The organism is Rhodococcus sp. NJ-530 (genome assembly GCF_003860625.1).
In the GTDB taxonomy this organism is placed as follows: Bacteria; Actinomycetota; Actinomycetes; order Mycobacteriales; family Mycobacteriaceae; genus Rhodococcus_F; species Rhodococcus_F qingshengii.
In genome coordinates this window covers 1-19,013 of the sequence record NZ_CP034155.1, presented here as the reverse complement: position 1 = coordinate 19,013, position 19,013 = coordinate 1, and the positions used below count along the sequence as shown (strand labels likewise).

The 19,013-nt window shown below is 61.6% G+C and carries 14 protein-coding genes and 2 pseudogenes; 10 read left to right on the top strand and 6 right to left on the bottom strand.

All coding sequences use genetic code 11. The features are described from left to right. Positions 1-85 precede the first annotated feature (85 nt). The 3 genes from EHW12_RS34840 to EHW12_RS31520 all read left to right on the top strand — a co-directional run bounded on the left by EHW12_RS34840 (position 86) and on the right by EHW12_RS31520 (position 2,672). A complete protein-coding gene (locus EHW12_RS34840; protein WP_164490655.1) occupies positions 86-853 on the top strand; it encodes a hypothetical protein in 768 nt (255 codons plus the stop codon). Between the two features lie 337 nt (positions 854-1,190). Next, on the top strand, positions 1,191-1,631 hold the full coding sequence (locus EHW12_RS34835) for a helix-turn-helix domain-containing protein (RefSeq protein WP_241199208.1): 441 nt from the start codon (positions 1,191-1,193) through the stop codon (positions 1,629-1,631). A 414-nt stretch (positions 1,632-2,045) separates the two neighbouring features. Then, the gene (locus EHW12_RS31520) at positions 2,046-2,672 is read left to right on the top strand and encodes a TetR/AcrR family transcriptional regulator (RefSeq protein ID WP_125053147.1); all 627 of its coding nucleotides are present in this window, start codon (positions 2,046-2,048) and stop codon (positions 2,670-2,672) included. Positions 2,673-2,807: 135 nt separating this feature from the next. On the opposite strand, the gene EHW12_RS31515 is transcribed toward EHW12_RS31520, so the two are convergent. Then, on the bottom strand, positions 2,808-3,023 hold the full coding sequence (locus EHW12_RS31515) for a hypothetical protein (RefSeq protein WP_073513685.1): 216 nt from the start codon (positions 3,021-3,023) through the stop codon (positions 2,808-2,810). A gap of 314 nt (positions 3,024-3,337) precedes the next feature. Beyond that, positions 3,338-3,979, bottom strand: a complete 642-nt coding sequence (locus EHW12_RS31510; protein ID WP_125053145.1) for a hypothetical protein — start codon at positions 3,977-3,979, stop codon at positions 3,338-3,340. Positions 3,980-4,331: 352 nt separating this feature from the next. Here EHW12_RS31510 and EHW12_RS31505 point away from each other — a divergent pair, with 352 nt between their 5' ends. Next, on the top strand, positions 4,332-4,598 hold the full coding sequence (locus tag EHW12_RS31505) for a hypothetical protein (RefSeq protein WP_125053143.1): 267 nt from the start codon (positions 4,332-4,334) through the stop codon (positions 4,596-4,598). Positions 4,599-5,501: 903 nt separating this feature from the next. After that, positions 5,502-5,717, top strand: a complete 216-nt coding sequence (locus tag EHW12_RS31500) for a hypothetical protein (protein WP_125053141.1) — start codon at positions 5,502-5,504, stop codon at positions 5,715-5,717. A 124-nt stretch (positions 5,718-5,841) separates the two neighbouring features. Here EHW12_RS31500 and EHW12_RS31495 read toward each other — a convergent pair whose 3' ends face one another. Beyond that, positions 5,842-6,483 (bottom strand): hypothetical protein, encoded by a 642-nt coding sequence (locus tag EHW12_RS31495; protein ID WP_125053139.1) that lies wholly within the window; start codon positions 6,481-6,483, stop codon positions 5,842-5,844. Between the two features lie 211 nt (positions 6,484-6,694). Between EHW12_RS31495 and EHW12_RS31490 the strand changes: the two genes are divergently transcribed. Genes EHW12_RS31490 through EHW12_RS31480 form a run of 3 tightly spaced genes read left to right on the top strand, consistent with a single transcriptional unit; the run spans position 6,695 to position 8,185 of the window. After that, entirely contained in the window at positions 6,695-7,582 is an 888-nt protein-coding gene (locus EHW12_RS31490; RefSeq protein ID WP_064114090.1) for a replication initiation protein, read from the top strand. Then, on the top strand, positions 7,579-7,872 hold the full coding sequence (locus EHW12_RS31485) for a sigma factor-like helix-turn-helix DNA-binding protein (RefSeq protein WP_064114091.1): 294 nt from the start codon (positions 7,579-7,581) through the stop codon (positions 7,870-7,872). The genes EHW12_RS31490 and EHW12_RS31485 overlap by 4 nt, the downstream gene beginning before the upstream one ends. Then, a complete protein-coding gene (locus EHW12_RS31480; protein ID WP_064114092.1) occupies positions 7,859-8,185 on the top strand; it encodes a hypothetical protein in 327 nt (108 codons plus the stop codon). The genes EHW12_RS31485 and EHW12_RS31480 overlap by 14 nt, the downstream gene beginning before the upstream one ends. 894 nt (positions 8,186-9,079) lie before the next feature. On the opposite strand, the gene EHW12_RS31475 is transcribed toward EHW12_RS31480, so the two are convergent. Continuing rightward, entirely contained in the window at positions 9,080-9,856 is a 777-nt protein-coding gene (locus EHW12_RS31475) for a ParA family protein (RefSeq protein ID WP_064114095.1), read from the bottom strand. 273 nt (positions 9,857-10,129) lie between these two features. Here EHW12_RS31475 and EHW12_RS31470 point away from each other — a divergent pair. Further along, a pseudogene (locus tag EHW12_RS31470) lies at positions 10,130-15,078 on the top strand (DEAD/DEAH box helicase). A 2,252-nt stretch (positions 15,079-17,330) separates the two neighbouring features. On the opposite strand, the gene EHW12_RS31460 reads toward EHW12_RS31470, so the two are convergent. Next, a complete protein-coding gene (locus EHW12_RS31460; RefSeq protein WP_125053133.1) occupies positions 17,331-17,723 on the bottom strand; it encodes a MerR family DNA-binding transcriptional regulator in 393 nt (130 codons plus the stop codon). A 459-nt stretch (positions 17,724-18,182) separates the two neighbouring features. Between EHW12_RS31460 and EHW12_RS31455 the strand changes: the two are divergent. Continuing rightward, positions 18,183-18,769 (top strand): annotated as a pseudogene (locus EHW12_RS31455) (recombinase family protein); the annotation flags it as partial. Here EHW12_RS31455 and EHW12_RS36085 read toward each other — a convergent pair. Further along, positions 18,727-18,966, bottom strand: coding sequence for a hypothetical protein (locus EHW12_RS36085; protein ID WP_346774241.1), 240 nt, complete (start codon positions 18,964-18,966; stop codon positions 18,727-18,729). The pseudogene EHW12_RS31455 and the gene EHW12_RS36085 overlap by 43 nt on opposite strands. Positions 18,967-19,013: the final 47 nt, after the last annotated feature.

Below are 19,013 nucleotides of genomic sequence, written 5' to 3'. Positions count from 1 at the left end.
ACCAGAGCACCGGCGCGAAAAAATGCAGTGCTGCAACAGATTCCGAACACACTGGACTGTCGGTGGGTACTGTCACGATGTTCCCATGGACCCCCGTGATGAACCGTTGACCGTTCCCGACGACTGCGTTCGGTGGTGCAGCGCCCGCGATCAAGGTCTTGCGGTGCTCGACGACATGGCCCTCGTCGACCTCGACTGGTGGAACACCCGCCTCGATCGCCACCGGATCCCGGTGCGGATCGCCGGCCACGACCGCGACGGACACCAGATAGACACCGGGACAGCGTATCTGAGCCGCAGTGATCTTCAGTGCGAGAGCGGCACCTTCGAAGTCGACGGTTGGCGGGATCTGAGCGCCCTCTACCTGTGCGCGGCGTGGCTCTACGCGCACCCGCACCGGGGCCGGGCACGGCGCTTCGTCGACGTCCGCACCCCGAGCACCCCGGATCAACCGTTCCGGGTCATCACCGAAGCGTTCGCCGCGTGCGAGCGATCCCCGGCGCTGACCGACGCCGGCCCGTTCCGGCAATGGTCCGGATGGCCGAAAACCCCCGGCGTCGGGCCGTCACTGTTCTCGTTGTACTGCTGGGCCACCCACCCCGACAGCATCTGGCGACCGCAACTTCTCGATCAACAATCCGTGTCGACCCTGCTCCAGCACGGCTGGCTGGAAAACCCCTCGGTCCCCCAGTTCACCGTCGCCCGCTACACCCGCTACACCGACCTGCTCCACCACTGGGCCCGACAAGCCGACACCACCGCCGAACTCGTCGAAATGTGGCTCACCCACCACTGGCGCACACAGATCACCGACGCCGACCGGGTGCGCCGCGCTCACCGCAACAACACCTGAACCCACACCCGTCGAGGCACCGGAAAAGACGGGCCCACCTCCCCGAACAGTCTCAGCCGGCGAACGGGGGGCGGCGCGATCTCATCCGATACAGTCCCAAGGTTCAGCGGCTGGGGAGCCGGCATCGGCCGACGGCCCGTCGGTACGGGGAAGGGGAGAGTCGGCTGTTCAGGGCATTGTGCGCAACCGCAGCGATAAGTCGAGGGAAATTCGCATTCTGTGCCCGCATGGTGGAACCGTTCGGACACGGCGTGCCCGGCGTGCCGAGCGGCGGTCGGCCCCTGGTTCTCGTTTTCCGCTCGGTACTGTTTTCGGCCTTTTCGACGTGAGGAATCGTATGTTCGCTGACCGGTTGAATATGTTGTTCGAGGATTCACCGCGACTCGGTCACCCCGTCACCCAAGCAGAGGTGGCAGACGATCTGACAGCCGGCGGCTGGCGTATGTCGCGGCCCTACTTGTCTCAGTTACGCCGAGGTCTGCGGACGAGCCCTTCTCCGGATGTCGTTGCCGTGCTTGCGGATTACTTCGGAGTCGATCACGACTACTTTTTTCGGCCGGCCGGCAGCGAGTCCACGGACGCGTCGGCCGTCATCGACCGGCTCGAACAGGGGCCGCTGCGGCGCTTGTTGTCCTGCGTGGACGGTCTTTCCGAATCGTCCGCAGGGCTGGTCCTCGACATGGCCGAACGTTTGCGGCGCGCAGAGAAGTGTCCGGCAATCACTGCGGGCGACGGGTGCCACCAAAAAAATCTGACGTCCGGCCGAAGGCGAGTCTGAGATTCACACACGACCACCGATACCGAAACCTCGCGCGGGTCCTGGGACTGGCGCCACCCATTTGGGTCGATTCCGATACGCCCAAGCTCCTGTTTCGTCGGTCGCTGTCGGGTCGGGTTTCTCGGTGCCGCCACACTTGGGGTCGGCTACATCGGAGGCTGCTGCTCTCGCTCGATCGGGGATTTGTGAGCTTGTGGCCGTGACGGTCCTCGATTGTTCGGCACTATTGATCTCGACAAAGATGTGACGGCTTTGCCGCCCACGATCGGGAAAAGGGAGTTCACTGATGGGCATGGCGAGTACGGGGCCGCGCACGGTCGTGCCCTCGGGCGTTCGGAATGAGCTGTACGAAATTCTGCGGAGCGGTGGTCCTCGCACCGCCCGAGACCGAGCGACCCTGATTGGACTGGTGAGATGACCGAGCGCAACGGGACGTACGTCGTCGCCGACCGTAAACCCTTGCAACCTCAAGCCGAACGAACGCGAGGAAAACTCCTCGCCGCGGCAGCCGCACGATTCGACGCCGAAGGCTACACACTCGCCAACGTCAACACCGTCATCGCCGACGCCGAAACCACCAAAGGTGGAATGTACTTCCATTTCGCATCCAAAGAATCGATGGCGCAAAACCTCATCGAAGAATGGTCCCGCGCGGTGCACCACGCTTTCGCAGATGCCAAAGCGACCCGATCTACCGCCCTGGCGCAGGTGGAGATGATCTTTCGGATACTCGCCCGCCGCCTCGACGCGAACCAGATCCTCCGGGCCGGAATGAAACTCAGCCTCGAACCCTCGATCGAGGGCTCGCACCAGACCTACCTGCGGTGGGTAGAGAACACCGACGACCTCGTCGCACGCGCCATCGAGGCCGGCGACGTCCGTGAAACCCCGGCGGTACATCGACTCGCCTGGAACCTGTGGGCGGGAACAATCGGCGCCACACAAGCGATTCCCGCGGACTGCGACGAGGTCAGCCTGTCGACCCGAATCGACGATGCCATCGCAGCGCACTTCTCGTCCATCGCGACCAACCACATCTGACATCGAGACCGGCAACACCTCCGGCGAAGACGCGAACCGCGCCGGGTCGGCAAACCCCCACCGCGTGCTGCACCGCATCGGACAGCGTCGAGGGCATCGGAAAGGACGGGCACACCCGGCTTCCCCCGGGCGGTCTCAGTCGGCGGGTGGGGGTGCGCTCGAGGCGATATCGGATCGTCGCCGGATGATCGCATCGAGGGCATCGCACAGGCTGATGCTCTCCTGCAGCAGCTGCATGAGCAGTTGTTGGCTGTGCTCGTCCATCGTGCGGCCCTCCACCGCCATGATCGGGGTGAGCGCGGCGAGCTCCGAATCCGCCTGCGCCTCGGTCACACCTCGCTGTGCCGCCACTACCGCTCTCCTCTCGCTCCCTGATCCAGTCCACCGTCATCGACGGTGGCTCCATCCCATCACCATCAGTACATCGGTGGAGGGCACGACAGCGCCCCTGCCATCGTCGAGTGCTGATTCCACACCATTTTCGTGGACTCCGCGCGGACCTGAAGCGGTACCACCCTGGCGGATCAATGCCCGGAACGGCCGGCTTCAAGCCTCCGCCGCGCCGGCGACATGGACGTCGACGACATGATTTCGTTCGGCCCACGCCGCACCACCCGTCGACCCTTGTCGTGAACGGATCGGTGCTCCTCGCCCACACAGCGCAACTATCGGCGGACGTGCGCGGTACGGATGAGGTCTGCCACAGCGCGCCGGGTCCGGTCGTGCCGGGGGTCGTGGGCGAGGTCGCCGGTACGCACGCGCTCGGTGAGTGCGGCGATCACTTCCGCGCAGGCGCGGGGACTACCCAGCACGATGGGCACCGCCGTCTTCGGGTCCGGCGCAGCGGGGCTTTCGGTCCGGTAACTGATGAGGCCCACGGCATGCGGGGGGACGGTTCGGCGGAACGTCGCCCGCAGATCGTTGATACCCCGGTACAGCCGGTCGAGGTCGGTGAGCGCGACCTCGTCGGCAACGAGCCTGCGTTGCAGAGCGCTGAGCACCGACAGTGCCGCGTCGATGTCCTCGGCCGCGCGGGCCGCCGCGACGGTCGCGCTCATCCGCTCCGGAACCGGTTTCTCCACCACCCGCGTGTGGTCGCGGATCTGCAACCCGATCGCGCCGCGTTCGCCGGCGCGACGCTCCTCGGAGGCGAGTTTGCGGCAACGATCCGAACACCACCGGGCCGGCCGGCCACGTGGCTTGACGGTGACCGAGTTACCGCAGCGTGGGCACAGGTTCGGGTCCATTTCGTCAGCATAAACATTTCGTCGCCCGAAAACATTGTCAGTCTCGTCACCTGAATGCAAGAGGTGTGTGGCACCTGGGGCGAGCGAGAAAGAACCCTTCGGGATAGAGGGCGGTAGAGATCGGTAGATGTGGGCAGAAGCGCGTGACGAGCGAGCACGGCCAGGAGAGCAGCGCGGGCGATGAGAAGGCGTCGAGAACTGGGGAGGTAAGCCGGGAACGGCACCCGAGCCCGGCAGGTTCATCGCCTGGTGCCGAGGTCCGGAACGGCGTCCGCCGCCTGAAAAACATTTCGTCGCACGAAAGTACGCCCCCGCAGTCTGAAATTCAGCAAGAGGTGTGTCTGAAATATCTGGGTGAGGTCGTCACGGACAGCGACGCGCGTTGCCATGGACCCTTTCAGGGAGTAGGTCGTTGTCGGCAGGTGCTGCGATGCTCGAAGGCGTGCAAGAAATTCGGGTGAAAGTCAGTCGATGGGAATCGCGCCGACTGTGGTGGCGCGCCGGCACCCGGGCGCCGGGGTTGGTGCTCCACATCGAGGGATACAGCACCCCGACCCAGACCTACCGAACCCGCGATCTCGACCGCGCCCGCGCGATGGTCCTCGACTACCTCGTCGAGGTGATCGGCAAGCCGGCACCGCCCGACATCGCCATCTGCTGGATCGAGACCGGCACATAGCCGAGACCCTCGGCGGCCCCAATCGAAGAACACCGGCACGAGCACGCCGGAGCGTCTCGCGGCTTCGCAACAGAAACCCCGCGCTGGGCGGGCGCGGATGTGATGCCGGAAACGACGCGTGACCGATTCACCGGCAGATTCTGTCGAGCTGCTCTGCGCGTGAGCGACCGTAGCCAGCTCTCTGGTCGACGGTTATCGAGGTGTCGGTTTCTCGTTGCCCAGCGCAGCGCCCCGGACACCGGGACGCGGCCGGCAGGCCGCGGTAGCCGACTTAGGGCACCTAAGTTTCTATCTTGCTCTGCTCGAGGTGCTCTGCTCGGGTCGATGCGAATCGGGCAGAAGTGCACAACCACCGGTAACGCTTCCGCGCTCTGCGCCGTACCCGACCTGTCTCCTCAGCCCGGAACGGTTCCCGCCAGTACGGCAGAAACTCATCTGCCTGTGCTCACCGTCAACCGACAAAGCCGAACCCGCACACACCTCTTGCACTAGAAGTGCATTTTCGGCGCGACGAAATACGATTTCGTCCATGCCCACACCGCGCACCGCACCCGGCACCACCGACAGCACGCCGATCGTCGAGCAGGACTCGCCCCCTCGAGGAGGGCGGCGCACGGGGAATCTGCCCGTGGTGTCACCGCGCGATCAGCCCACCGACACGAGGACGGCCGCGGGTGTGGTGCTCGGATCAATGCCGACGCGATGCGCACAACGCCCGCAAAGCAGCCCGCGCCGGCGTCGTCGGAATGCGCGTGATCCGGCAGACGGAGACCGTCGCACCCCCGGCCCCACCCGTGCAGCCGACCGAAAGACCCGGCGCCGCATCCGAGACGTTCGACCCCGCCGACGCGCTCCTGCACGTCACCCACTCCCCCGAACTGATCGCCCGCCCGCGTCCTGCGTGTGGTCACCGCCAACCTCGGCCCCCGCAGCATCGACCGTCAACTCCCCGGCCCCATGCACGACGCCGCCGTCGAACTCGCACCGCTCCTGGCCGATTACATCCGGCGCACCCGTGCGCCGGCGGCCGAGGCGACACCGAAAAACGGAGCCGCCGCTGCCTTGTCTCGTCAACAGCGGCGGGCACTGCAGCGCAGCACCGGAAAAAGTCGGCACTGACACCCGACACCGAAAAACTTTCCACCCACCCCGCTGTGGTGATGCCTCCACGTGACGATGCGAAACGAGGCCACCGGATTGACCGGGTCGATCAGTGTCCGTGCAGATCGCTGATCACCCCTCCCTACGTCTGCCGCCGCAGTGAAGGTTGCAGAAGCAGATACCTGAGTCCGAAGGACTGCGTACCGCCGTAGTCCCGCCACGAACACCGATACCCCGATTCGAACCCCAAGCTCTCCCCGACCCGGTCGTTCTTGAGCTGCCACTGCAACGATCCGGGTTCGACACGACGGCCCTCCCACAACCGGAACTCGTGCGCCTGCGAGCGCACCGTGGAATTCCGCTCACTCCAAAACGGGTAGTTCGTCAACGTCAGAGAAGCCCCGGCCTCGACACTTCCGTCGAGAATGAGCCGTTCGACGCGTTGAGCGTCCCGCCAGATTGCCGCCGTATCGAGATCCGGCGCCCCCGAAGAAGAAAGCTCGAACACCTCACCGTCGACGTCCGCCAGCAGACGCTTCTTCGGGTACTTCAGCTCCAACGCGATACGACGACCACCGAGCCGCCCGAGCACATCGACCGCCAGCCGAGACCGTCCGCCCACCCGCTCACTGACGGCCACCTTCTTCTCCAACCGAACCTGCTCCACCTCATCCGCCATCACCGTTGCCAGCGCAAGCTGGAAGTCGCTCTCCGAGTGGAACAGAGGCCGCTCTTTACCGAGTCGGTCCATCCACGACTCCACGTACGGTGCAAGATCGAACATTCAGCAGCTCCACTTCGATAGACGGCTGCTCTCCAGACCCGGTCAGGGAAATTCCGTAGACGTAGCTTTCCAGCAGGAGGCCAAGCGCGCGGATTTTGGGTGGGGGGCCGGGATACCTGATATGGCTTGGCACGTCCCACCCGAATAATTTTTCTATATGGCTCGGCGTGTCCGACCTGAATAGTGATCGTGATGCGGCACGCTGTCCCCCATGGACACCTCGGGGGCACTGTTACTCAACGACACGCAGTGGGCCGACGAGGTACTTCTCCCACACCGCCCCTACGCGACGAACTACCTCGAGCGTGGCCAGTACCGGATGCACCGCGACGACGCCCTGACGATGCGTTACGTCGAGCACTCCCCCCACGCACTGCTCGGCTCGATCGTCATCGACTGCGACCATCCAGATGCGGCGATGCGAGCCTTCGAGAAACCCTCGGACCATCCCGCCCCGAACTGGGTCGCCCAGTCCCCCTCCGGACGCGCGCACCTCGGCTGGTGGCTCGGACCCAACCACGTCTGCCGCACCGACTCCGCCCGCTTGACCCCCATTCGTTACGCGCACCGCATCGAGACCGGGCTCAAGGTCTCCGTCGGCGGCGACTTCGCCTACGGCGGGCAACTCACCAAAAACCCCATTCACCCCGACTGGGAAACCATCTACGGACCGTCCACTCCGTACACGCTGCGGCAACTGGCCACCATCCACACCCCCCGCCAGGCACCCCGCCGCCCCGATCGCGCGGCCGGCCTCGGCCGCAACGTCACCATGTTCGACACCGCCCGCAAATGGGCCTACCCCCAGTGGTGGCATCACCGGAACGGCACCGCCGATCAGTGGCTACGTCTTGTCCTGCAGCACTGCCACGCCGTCAACACCGAGTTCGCCGATCCCCTGCCCTTCGTCGAGGTTCGGGCGACCGCGTACTCCATCGGTAAATGGATCTGGCGCAACTTCGACGAAGCCGCCTACCGCGCACGCCAAGCTCACCTCGGACGTAAAGGTGGCAAGGTCATGACACCTGCAAAGATCGAAGCAAACCGGAAACGAGCCACGAAGTTCGATCTCGCCACAGCAATGGAGTACGCGCTATGAGCCAAGGTGGAGCACGAGCCAAGCAACGTCGAACCATCACTGCACGAGAACTCGCGGAACGCCTGGGGTCTTCCGAGCGAACCGCTCGACGCCTCATCGCCGAACCACGGGATGAGTTCCTCGAGCGCGCCAAGGTCCGCCGTGACCGCGTGGTGTCACTACGAAACCAAGGCATGAAATACCGGGACATCGCCGAGGAAATGGACATCACCATCGGAGCCGTCGGGCGGATACTGCATGACGCCCGCAAAATCGAAGAGAAGGAAAACCCGGTCCGTGACGCCTGCTGACCTGAGCGGTCCCCCGTGGCAGCCGAACCCTGCTCACTTGCGCGCTGCGTCTACCGTGCCGATGCAGTATCCGAGTGCACTGATCCGCACTATTCATTACGCGCTGAATTTCCTCGACCGTGAACTCGCCGAACACCCAGAAGACGAGATGATGGCTCAAGCCGAGACCCGCGACGTCTACAGCCTTCTCGTGGAGATCACCGCGGCTCTGCATGGTCTCAGCTCCGAAGCCGATGTCACCGACGAGCAGATCCAGAACGCCCGGTACTGGATGCTCGGACAGTTCGATAATCCTCTTAACCCCACTACGTAGGACTGTACTTAGGACTGAGAGCAAACTGGCTTGCATCCTGGTCCAGGCATCGAATACTCCAAAACTCAAAATTTCTAGAAAGCTTGATTGTTAGAAACAATCTGCAACCTGCAAAATATCCGTTCAACCAAGGACGAGGAAAGATGCCCCCCACTAACTACGCAGCCTGCAAGCACAGCGCCACCTTGAAGGTGACGGATGAAGCTGTCCTGAGCATGCTGAGAGGACTCGCTCAGTACTGCGAATCAGGAACCTACCCACAGATCGCCTGGGGAGGCACCAAAGTCAATCACTGGCTGGCAGCTCGTAAGCACGCCACCTTCCGGTTCACGCAGCCCGACGACCGGGAATTCTTTATCAAAGAGGCAACCCGGCTACTCCCTGCAGAAACATGGGAGCTCACGATAACTAGCGACCACGATCCAGCCACGCCGCAGCGCAGGTAGGTGGTCCGGGTAGATCATTACCTCGCTACAAGAAGAAGACCCTGATACGTGGTGGCCTACTCAAGACGAGTGCACCGCGAGTTCCAACTGATCACCAAACTAACCTGCGTGCCTTCGCCTTCGTGGTATGGGCTACACCAAGAAACTCTAGAAAGTTATTTTGTTAGAAACGATGATTGTACTTGCGTTTCTTGGTTGTTGAGCCACTGCCAAAGCGCCTCGTACACAGCGTCCTGCATGCGGATCCCTCGCTGTGCGCAGGCGGTTTTGACCATTCGCTGCAGATCAGGCGGAAGCCGGGTCGCGAAAGCGGTCACCGTGGCGTCCTTTGGAAGTGTGGGCGGCGCCGCCGCAACCTCCCGAGCGAGTTGCGGAGTAAATGGGTGGGGTCTAGCGGTCTCGGTGACTCGTGGTGTTGCGAACGCGGATGGCTTCTTCTTGGCGGTACTCATGCGACGGTCACCGTAGAGAGCACTCGGTCCAGAGCCGCGTCGAATGCAACTGTCACCTCATGAACTGCTGGACGGACGCTGTGCACCGGGAGATGGTCACCAGTAGCTTCGGCGACCGCAGCACGTTGGGGGACCACCATCGGCAACACCATCTCTCCCAACGCCTCCCGAATTTCGCTGGCCCGATGCGTAGCTTCTCGACCCTGCGCCGGAACCCTGCCGAGCAGGACGCCGGAGACGGTGAGGCCGGGGTTGTAGTAGCGGGTAATCGTCTCTATCGCGTCCAGAATCTTCGACACTCCACGGCTAGCCATGAACGATGGTTCAGTCGCGATCAGTGCAGTGTCGGCGGCGATGAGAGCATTGGAAACAAGTTTGCCGACGCTGGGAGGGCAGTCGATCAGCACCAGTGGGTATCGCTGGCGAAGATCGTCGGAGTCGAGCGCTGCTCGCAGACGCTGTTCGACTCCAAGCCCGGAGACCGCGTCCAAGTCGGCCAGATCCAGATCCGAGGGGATCACGCTGACGTGGTCCCACGTCGAGGTGTGCACCGCATCGGCTGCGCTACCGCGAAGCTCCTGAGCGAGTAAATTCGCGGCGGTCTTGCCTGCGAGCGGGTACTCGATACCGAGCGCCTCTGACGCGTTGCACTGCGGGTCGAGATCGATCACCAGAGTTTCGATCCCGCGGGCGCTCGCTGCTGAGGCAAGCCCGAGCACGGTGGTGGTCTTGCTAGACCCACCCTTCTGATTAACAACAGCAACCACAGTCATAACCAATACTCTAACAATCTAAATTGTTAGAAATAGCTATCTAGCATGCGTGTCGAACGACCAATCCCCAACAGTCTCCGTAGAAACCTCACTCGTTTCAGTCGCGCGGACAAGTAGTCGTCGAGCGCTGCCTCTCACACCCGTCCTTACGAGACCTAGTGATTCGTACGCCGTCTCCTAGGTGCGAAAAGAAATAGCACCTGCGCTGTTCCTCGACTGAGGGGTGGGCAAGGATGATCCGAGCACGTTTGTTGTCGCGGAGGGATTGGGTTCATGGGTTCAGTGCACGAGGTCATCGAGGCGTTTCGGCAGGCACCGTCGAATTCGGAGCGGGGCACGAAGTTCGAGCAGTTGATGGTCCGGTACTTCGAACTCGACCCACTGCTCTCGCAGCAGTACGAGAAGGTGTGGCGGTGGACCGACTGGCCGGGCCGCAAGGGCAAGCCCGACACCGGTATCGACCTCGTCGCCCGTGAACGCGACACCGGCGAATTCACCGCGATTCAGTGCAAGTTCTACGAACCCACCCACACCCTTGCCAAAGGCGACATCGACTCCTTCTTCACCGCATCCGGAAAAACGCCGTTCTCCAACCGGGTCATCATCTCCACCACCGACCGCTGGGGCAAGAACGCCGAAGACGCCCTCGAGGGGCAGTCAATCCCCGTGCAGCGGATCGGGCTGGCCGAGATCGCGGAATCGCCGATCGACTGGGACATCGCCTGGCCGCAGGGCGAGCTGCAGGTCAACCTGGCCGAAGCGAAACGTCACGAACCCCGCCTGCATCAACAGTCCGCCATCGACGCCGTCTTCGCAGGCTTCGAGGCCGGAAACGACCGCGGCAAACTGATCATGGCCTGCGGTACCGGTAAAACCTTCACCGCCCTCAAGATTGCCGAACGTGCAGCGTTGGAGAACGGCGGCAACGCCCGGATTCTGTTTGCGGTGCCGTCGATCTCGCTGCTCTCGCAAACTCTGCGGGAGTGGACCGCGCAAACGCAGTTGGATCTGCGGGCGTTCGCGGTGTGCTCGGACACCAAAGTGTCCCGCTCGGCCGAAGACGTCAACATCCACGACGTCGCGATCCCCGTCACCACCGATCCGGTGAAGTTGGCTGCGGAGATGGCGCACCGTAAGCGCGCCAAAGGTTTGACTGTGGTGTTCACCACGTACCAGTCCCTGCCCACCGTCGCGAAAGCACAAGAGCTGGGGGTGGATCCGTTCGATCTGGTGATCTGCGACGAAGCGCACCGCACCACCGGCGTCACGCTGTTCGGTGAGGACGATTCGAACTTCGTCCGCGTCCACGACGCCGACTTCCTCAACGCCGCCCGCCGGCTGTACATGACGGCGACACCGAAGATATTCGTGGACGACGTCAAAGAGAAGGCGGAAGAGCATTCCGCCGAGCTCACCTCGATGGACGACGAAACCGTTTACGGTCCCGAGTTCCACCGACTCTCATTCGGTGAGGCCGTCGAGCGAGGTCTGCTCACCGATTACAAAGTGATCGTGCTGACCGTCGACGAATCCCTGGTGGCAGCGCCGCTGCAGGATCAGCTTGCCGGGGTGCACAGCGAACTACGGCTCGACGACGCGTCGAAGATCATCGGCTGCTGGAATGCACTGGCCAAGCGTGCTGGCGAAACCCCCGAAGGAACAGGCTTCGCACCGGGTGCGGCGCCGATGCGCCGCGCGGTCGCGTTCGCGAAGGACATCGCCGCGTCCAAGCAGGTCGCCGAAGTGTTCCCCACTGTTGTCGATGCCTACCGCGATCTGCTCGAGGGCAGCGAAAATGACGGGCGCACTGTCGATTCCACCAACCTGGACTTGACGTGTTCGGTGCACCATGTGGACGGCACGTTCAATGCGCTACAACGCAACGAGCAACTCTCCTGGCTCAAAGCCCCCCTGCCAGAGGGGGAAGCCCGGATCCTGACCAACGCCCGCTGCCTCTCCGAAGGAGTCGACGTACCGGCGTTGGATGCGGTGATGTTCCTGCACCCCCGCAACTCTCAGGTCGATGTGGTGCAGTCCGTGGGCCGGGTGATGCGCAAATCCGACGGCAAGGATTACGGCTACATCATCTTGCCCGTTGCGGTTCCGGCCGGTGTCAGCCCGTCCGAGGCGTTGTCGAACAACACCCGGTTCAAGGTCGTCTGGCAGGTACTCAATGCGCTTCGCGCGCATGATGATCGGTTCAATGCGATGGTCAACTCCATCGCATTGAACGCCACCTCGGACAAGAAGGACGGTAAGGGCAACGATCGCCTACTCGGTGGGCACATCGGACCCCTCGTCGAGGTCGGCGAGAGCTTCGACAACGGCAGCCGTAGCAGTGGAAGCAGTGCTGACGTCGCTTCCACCAGTGCAGATTCTGCCGAAGGTGCCACCCCCACCGGAGACTCCGGTGGGGGGATGGCAACGCAGATGGCGTTGTTCTCCCTCTCCGAATGGCAGGAAGCGATCTACGCGAAGATCGTCGACAAGGTCGGCACCCGCGCCTACTGGGAAGACTGGGCCGGCGACGTCTCCGACATCGCCGCCGCGCAGATCACCCGCATCAACGCCCTCCTCGCCGGCGCCGACACCTCAGTCGCCGAGGAGTTCGAGCGGTTCCTCACCGGACTGCGCGACAACCTCAACGATTCGATCAGCCGCGACGACGCGATCAGCATGCTTTCGCAGCATCTGATCACCAAACCGGTCTTCGATGCCTTGTTCGCAGAGCACGACTTCGCCTCCCATAACCCCGTCTCGCGGGTGATGCAGTCGATGGTCGATACCCTCGACGACACCGGGCTAGAAGCGGAAACCGCCGGCCTCGACGGCTTCTACGCCTCCGTCCGCGTCCGCGCGACCGAGGTGACCAGCGCCGAAGGCAAGCAGAAAGTCATCGCAGAACTGTATGAGCGATTCTTCAAGATCGGGTTCAAGAAGCAGTCCGACGCCCTCGGCATCGTCTACACGCCGGTGGAGATCGTCGACTTCATCCTCCGCGCCGCCGACGCAGCCTTGCGGGATTCGTTCGGGCGTGGTCTGACCGACGAAGACGTGCATGTCCTGGACCCGTTCACGGGAACCGGTACGTTCATGACGCGGTTGCTGCAGTCCGGGCTGATCAACCCCGAAGATTTGGCGCGTAAGTACACGAACGAGTTGCACGCCAACGAGATCACGCTCCTCGCCTACTATGTGGCGGCTGTGAACATCGAAACCACGTACCACGCGCTCGTCGATCAGGGCGGCGACGCAACATACATGCCGTTCGAGGGTATCGTCCTCGCCGATACCTTTCAGATCACCGAAAACGGTGACAGCCTCGACTCCGAGATGTTCCCGCAGAACAACGATCGCATCATCCGCCAGAACGCCACCCCGATCAACGTCGTGATCGGAAACCCGCCGTACTCCGCTGGGCAATCGAATGCCAGCGAAAACAATGCGAATCGCGCCTATCCCACGCTCGACCGCGCCATCCAGAGTTCGTACGCGGCGAAGTCGACTGCGACATTGAAGAGCAAGCTGTACGACTCGTACATTAGGGCGATCCGGTGGGCGACGGACCGTATCGGTGACTCCGGCGTAGTCGCCTATGTGACAAATGGAGGGTGGATCAACGGAAACACCGCCGACGGAATTCGCTTGTCACTGGCCGACGAGTACTCGACTATCTACCTCTACAACTTGAGAGGAAACCAGCGCGGCGACTGGAAAAAGGAGGGAGGCAAGGTATTCGGCGAAGGCTCACAGGCCACGATTGCGGTTCTCATTGCGGTGAAGGATCCTTCTCACAGTGGACCGTGCCGTATCCACTACCGCGACATCGGTGACTACCTGAGTCGCGAGGAGAAGCTGGCGATTGTTGGCGGAGCAAGCCTCAGCACAATTGACTGGGCCAGTATCAACCCAAATCCTGAAGGGGACTGGGTCGATCAAAGGAACGCAGCATTCGGCGCATATACACCAATAGCAGTCAAGAAGACCGCGGGAATCGAGACAACTTTCTTCGCTGATTACTCTGGTGGATTGAAGACCAACAGGGATGCCTGGGTTTACGCATTTTCGCGCGAAGCCCTTGGAGAGAAAATCAAGGGCACGGTCGACTTCTACAACGAGCAGGTTGACGCCTATGAAGAAGCGGTGAAGAGCGGCTCTCAGTCTGGCGCCAAGGACACTGTGTCCTACAACGACAAGCGAATTAGCTGGTCGTCAGGGTTGATTCCGAAAGTTGAGCGTGGCCGGCGCCTCCAGTATCAGTCCGAACATCGCCGAGTTAGCGTCTATCGGCCCTTCTGCAAGCAGTACGCGTACTTCGACGACGATCTCAACGATCGGCGAGGCAAGCTGCCCCGGATGTTTCCGACTCCGCAACACAGGAACATCGGAATCTACATCCCGAATCCAGGAAACCTTGCTCCGCAGTTCATGTGCCTCATGACTGATTCAATACCGGACCTCGGTGCCGCCGGGATCAGCGCAGTCAACTTCTATCCCCGCTGGACCTACGAGAAGTACGAATCTCCGGACTGCGAGCTCGATCTCGCTTCCTCCGACACACTCCAGGTCGACGAGCACGGATACCGCCGTATCGACAACATCACTGACGGAATCCTCGCGCTCTATCGGGACGCGTTTGGCAACCAGGTCACCAAGGACGACATCTTTTTCTATGCCTACGGCCTGCTGCACGATCCGGCGTATCGCCAGGCTTACGCGTCAGATCTGAAGAAGATGCTCCCGCACATTCCGACACCCGAGTCCCGAGAGCGGTTCGAGCAGTTGCTCTCCGCCGGTCGTCGCCTGGCAGATCTGCACGTCGGCTACGAGAGCGTCGATCCGTATCCCCTTGACGTACAACTCAAGACGGGCTCATCGGCCGAAGACCGTGAGACGTGGCGGGTCTCGAAGATGAAGTGGGGCAAGAAGAAAGACCCGAGACCGGCAAGAATGTAGACGACCGCACCACGCTCGTCTACAACCCGAAGGTCACCATCTCAGGGATTCCGGAAGAGGCTGAGCGGTACATGCTCGGCTCGCGTTCAGCGCTGGCGTGGATCATCGACCGCTACCAAGCCAAGACCGATAAAGCCTCCGGGATCGTCAACGACCCCAACGACTGGTGCGACGAACACGACGACCCCGCCTACATCGTCGACCTGATCAAGCGTGTCACCACCGTGGCAGTCGAGACCATGAAGGTAGTCGACTCGCTCGAATAAGGAGAAGCCGAAAGATCAGTAACAGGCGAGTGCCGATCTCCGGTAGCCGTTGTCTCTAACAATCTAGATTGTTAGAAATAGGTCTTTATCAGTACTTTCTCGAGAATTTCAGATCGGTCCGGTATCTCGCGGACCGGACCGATCCAGAAGCACTTCAGCGCTTTCACTATCGGTGCCTGTGCTTTGACCTTCCGCTGCACGAGCGGATCAGACTCGGTGCGGCACTCGTGCAAACAGATACCCAGATTTAGGACACCAGAACGGCCGGTATTGCGCTGCGCGGTGACGGTGCACGTCTGAGGGTGATCCTGGTGGCGGCCAGGTAGGTATCGACGGCCCAGCGCGGAGTGTCAATACGTTAACGCCGACTTACTCCAGCGCGCTGAGTTGTTTTCGGAGAAGTTCCAGATCTATTCGGGCGCGGTCGAGAATCTCAGTGGCCGCGTCCGGGCAGTACCTGATCTCCTTGCGTCCTCAACAATGACGAGGTGGGTATCACCGGCAAGTATGTAATGCGCCTGCTTGCCAGTCCGGTGCGCTGCGCATTTACGTTGATGGTTGTTCGGGGCGTTTCAACTCGGATGTGTCGCAGGACTGATTTGACGGGCATTTCAACTCCTATCTGCTTATCGCTGCGGCTCAGTTACGTTGATCGAGTTGGATTCTCAGTGAATCCCGAACTGAATCAGCGATTTCGTCCAGGCGATCGAAGATGCTGGTCATCTGTTCGTGTGACCATTCACCGCGTGTCCGTTGGGCATACCAATTTCTGATGATAGCAGCAGCGACACGACGAATCGCGATGACGGAATGTGCTGTCGCGGACCGGACTCACGACCATGAGCTGGTGACCGCGAGGTGGCAGCTTCAGATCTGCCAGTACACGGTTGGCAACTGATTTGTGCGCTCGTTGACACGGGTCTTGGCTGATGGCGGGCACGCTGCGGCGAGACCGGATCGATTGCGGAACTTGCACTTCTGCAGCTGCCTGTTGCGCGAGTAGCGTTCACGGAGCTGGTCTCGGCTGACCAGGTCACCAACTTCAGCCCGGGCAAATGTCCTTGTCGAGCATCTCGTCCAGCACTCGGTCATCGGAGGGTCGAGATAGGTCTGTTCAACGAAGCGAGTCAGAATCTCGCTGTCGACCAGCATTCCACCATCGAACCGGCGGCGCGTGGACCGCTGTTTTCGCCCTCCGCATCGTTGTCAGTCTGTCCGTCAACCCAAGAGTGAACGAGTGTTGATCATCAAGGTCAAGCTCTCGAAACTCAGACCAACGAGCGTCGTTGTTCAGCCCGACGTGCGAAACTATGTGGCCTTGATTGTCAGGATGCTCGGGAGCGGACTCCTGGACTACGCGCATGACTCGGCCGACGAACTGAATGTACGGGGCAAGACTGCGGAAGGTCTGAAAATGGCTGCGACGCTAAGTCGTGGATGATCGAGCCTTCGCCAGCATTTGACCTGCACGATGCAGTCAAGTTGGCCTCGCCGCAGCCGTTCGATGACGGCGTCTTGGCTGTCGGGGTCCATCCCCGAGTGAATCTCAGCGGCCCGGTAGTTGCACTCGTTGTAAATGCTGGCAACTTGTCGGGCGTGGTCGACTGAGCATGCCGCGGCGATGATTTGATGCTGGATACCTGTTGTGCCCGCATGCGCTCGCATTGCTGGATGCTGGTCTCGACGATGTGACGGTTACATTCGGGGCTAGCGCAACGCCACGGCGGAACCACGCCTCTTCTCGCAGCTCAAGGACTTCTTCGAGAGTATGGCGGCGGTTATCGTCGGAGTAGTTAAAGTAGATTCCGACGGCGCGACGTTGCGGGAGTGGATCTGCTTGATGTAGCGTTGACCATCGCTCGAGTGAACGGGTAACGGTAAACGATCTCGCCGTGGAGTTGCTGCTGATCAGAGCGGAACGGTGTCCCGTCAGACTGACGACCTTGCATGGGAAACCGACGAATACTTTCTGCCAACTCTCTGCGGCGGCGTGGTGACCTTCGTCGACGATAATTCAAAGAAATCTTCGGGGAACTGGGGAAGCAACGGTCGGCTTGGCTCGCCAACTGCTGGATTACAGACAACGAAGTCGCTTTCGATCGCGTCGTGGAGTTGGCATTCGGTCCGTCGAGCACGGCATCCAGGGCCAGCCGTGAAGTCAGACAGCACCCGAAACTTGGTCCAGAAGCATTGTGGACTGGTGACATCGACGGCGTCGGCGACGCCTTTTCGAATCGTAAGGTTTGGCGTGATTACCAAGACTCGCCCTTGGCTATGCCAAAGCAGTGTGGCCATGATGCCGGTCTTTCCGCGCCGACCGGAATCTGCACGATCGCAGACTCCTGTCGGCCGAGAAATGTTCCCGGACCGCTCGGTGTGCTTCGCGCTGCGTTCCCGCAGGATGCGTTAGCTTCGACATCAGCGTTCGCTGTCGCGAAGACGCTGCTGTCAGCCCCGCTCGCTGCGGCTTCCTCGGCGCGTCGGTACTGCAGCCGAAAGGGTTCAAGGTCAGCTTGGCGGTAATAGCGGTAATTGCTTCCAGGGCGCCTTACCGCGCTCAGCGTTCCATCACGATCCCAGCGCCGAAGGGTCTGCGCGGAAACTCCCACGTAGGAAGCAGCTTCGCAACTTTCAGAAATTTTCATCAGACATAAGCAAAACCATACACATTGCACAAGTCTAACAACATTGTTCATAACCTATTAGTGCTCACAACATTCAGATAATGAGTCGAATCCAACCCAAAATGCTTCTAGGCGGAGCGGTTGCACCAGTCCACAAGCTCGCGCAGTGGAGAAACTATGGGGCGACCTTGCCAGAAATGCAGACATTGGCGCGGATATCGATGACCGATCTCTAGTTTGGCCGCGACGTCCGACGCAGAGTCCTGCGGCTGACATAGAAAACTTCCCGATCCTTCCTGATCTCGCCGACATGAGGAATCGCCGCAAACCTATCTGCGCACAGTCTCATTTCCTTGGTTCTGGACGGACACGCGGCCGGCGGCCCAGATCGGATCACCCCAGCTCATGATGTCCTAGAAGTTAATTCCAAAACATCGTGTCGGAAAATCGAGACGGAACAACTTTCGGTACTCTCCGGGCATGGAGTTGGGGTATGCGCGGGTGTCGACGACCAAACAGGAACTCGACCGGCAGATCGACGCCCTCAGTAAAGCGGGGATCGACCCGGCGAATATCTACGTGGACAAGAAGTCCGGCGCCACCACCGACCGCCCCGGGCTGACCGCACTACTTGAGTACGCCCGCGACGGCGACGTCATCGTCACGCACACACTCGACCGGCTAGGCCGGAACGTGCGCGACACTCTCAACCTGATCCACGACCTGCGAGAGCGTGGGGTCGGAATCCGTAACCTGGCCGACCCGATCCGGATCGACTCGAGCAACCCGGATGATCCGATGGCCCAACTCGCCGTCGTGCTGCTCGCGCTGTTCGCGCAGATGGAACGCACTTACACCCTCGAACGCGCCGCCCACGCCAGGTCGGTGGCGACAGCGAAGGGTCGGCGCACCGGCCGCCCGTCGGTGGTCAGCGAGTCCCAGCTCGCCCACGCCCTCCAACTGCGCGACGCTGGCGCCACCACCGCCGAGATTACTCCAAAACCGGGCTAACCCGATCCACCCTCTACCGCCACCTGCCACCGCGGCCGGACGAGCAGGTCACCGCCACCGCACCACTCCAACGGTTGAGACCACGGACCGAAAATCCCACTCCTGCAACGGAAGTAGCCGCACTGACCCTCGCGCCGCCGACGATCGGCTGAGGCGCCGACGGACGACGGACGACGACCTGCCCGTCACGATCCGCAGATGGATCGAGACCCAAGGGTGAAATGCGGACCTTGATCTGTTGTGTGCCAATCACTCTCGACTAGTTAAAGCCGTCCCCGGCATCGAAACAACACGACGACA

Bases quoted from the DNA above. Each gene is read 5' to 3' on its own strand.
- EHW12_RS34840 (WP_164490655.1), top strand. From the start codon at position 86: ATGGACCCCCGTGATGAACCGTTGACCGTTCCCGACGACTGCGTTCGG.
- EHW12_RS34835 (WP_241199208.1), top strand. From the start codon at position 1,191: ATGTTCGCTGACCGGTTGAATATGTTGTTCGAGGATTCACCGCGACTC.
- EHW12_RS31520 (WP_125053147.1), top strand. From the start codon at position 2,046: ATGACCGAGCGCAACGGGACGTACGTCGTCGCCGACCGTAAACCCTTG.
- EHW12_RS31495 (WP_125053139.1), bottom strand. From the start codon at position 6,483: ATGTTCGATCTTGCACCGTACGTGGAGTCGTGGATGGACCGACTCGGT.
- EHW12_RS31490 (WP_064114090.1), top strand. From the start codon at position 6,695: ATGGACACCTCGGGGGCACTGTTACTCAACGACACGCAGTGGGCCGAC.
- EHW12_RS31485 (WP_064114091.1), top strand. From the start codon at position 7,579: ATGAGCCAAGGTGGAGCACGAGCCAAGCAACGTCGAACCATCACTGCA.
- EHW12_RS31475 (WP_064114095.1), bottom strand. From the start codon at position 9,856: ATGACTGTGGTTGCTGTTGTTAATCAGAAGGGTGGGTCTAGCAAGACC.
- EHW12_RS31460 (WP_125053133.1), bottom strand. From the start codon at position 17,723: ATGAAAATTTCTGAAAGTTGCGAAGCTGCTTCCTACGTGGGAGTTTCC.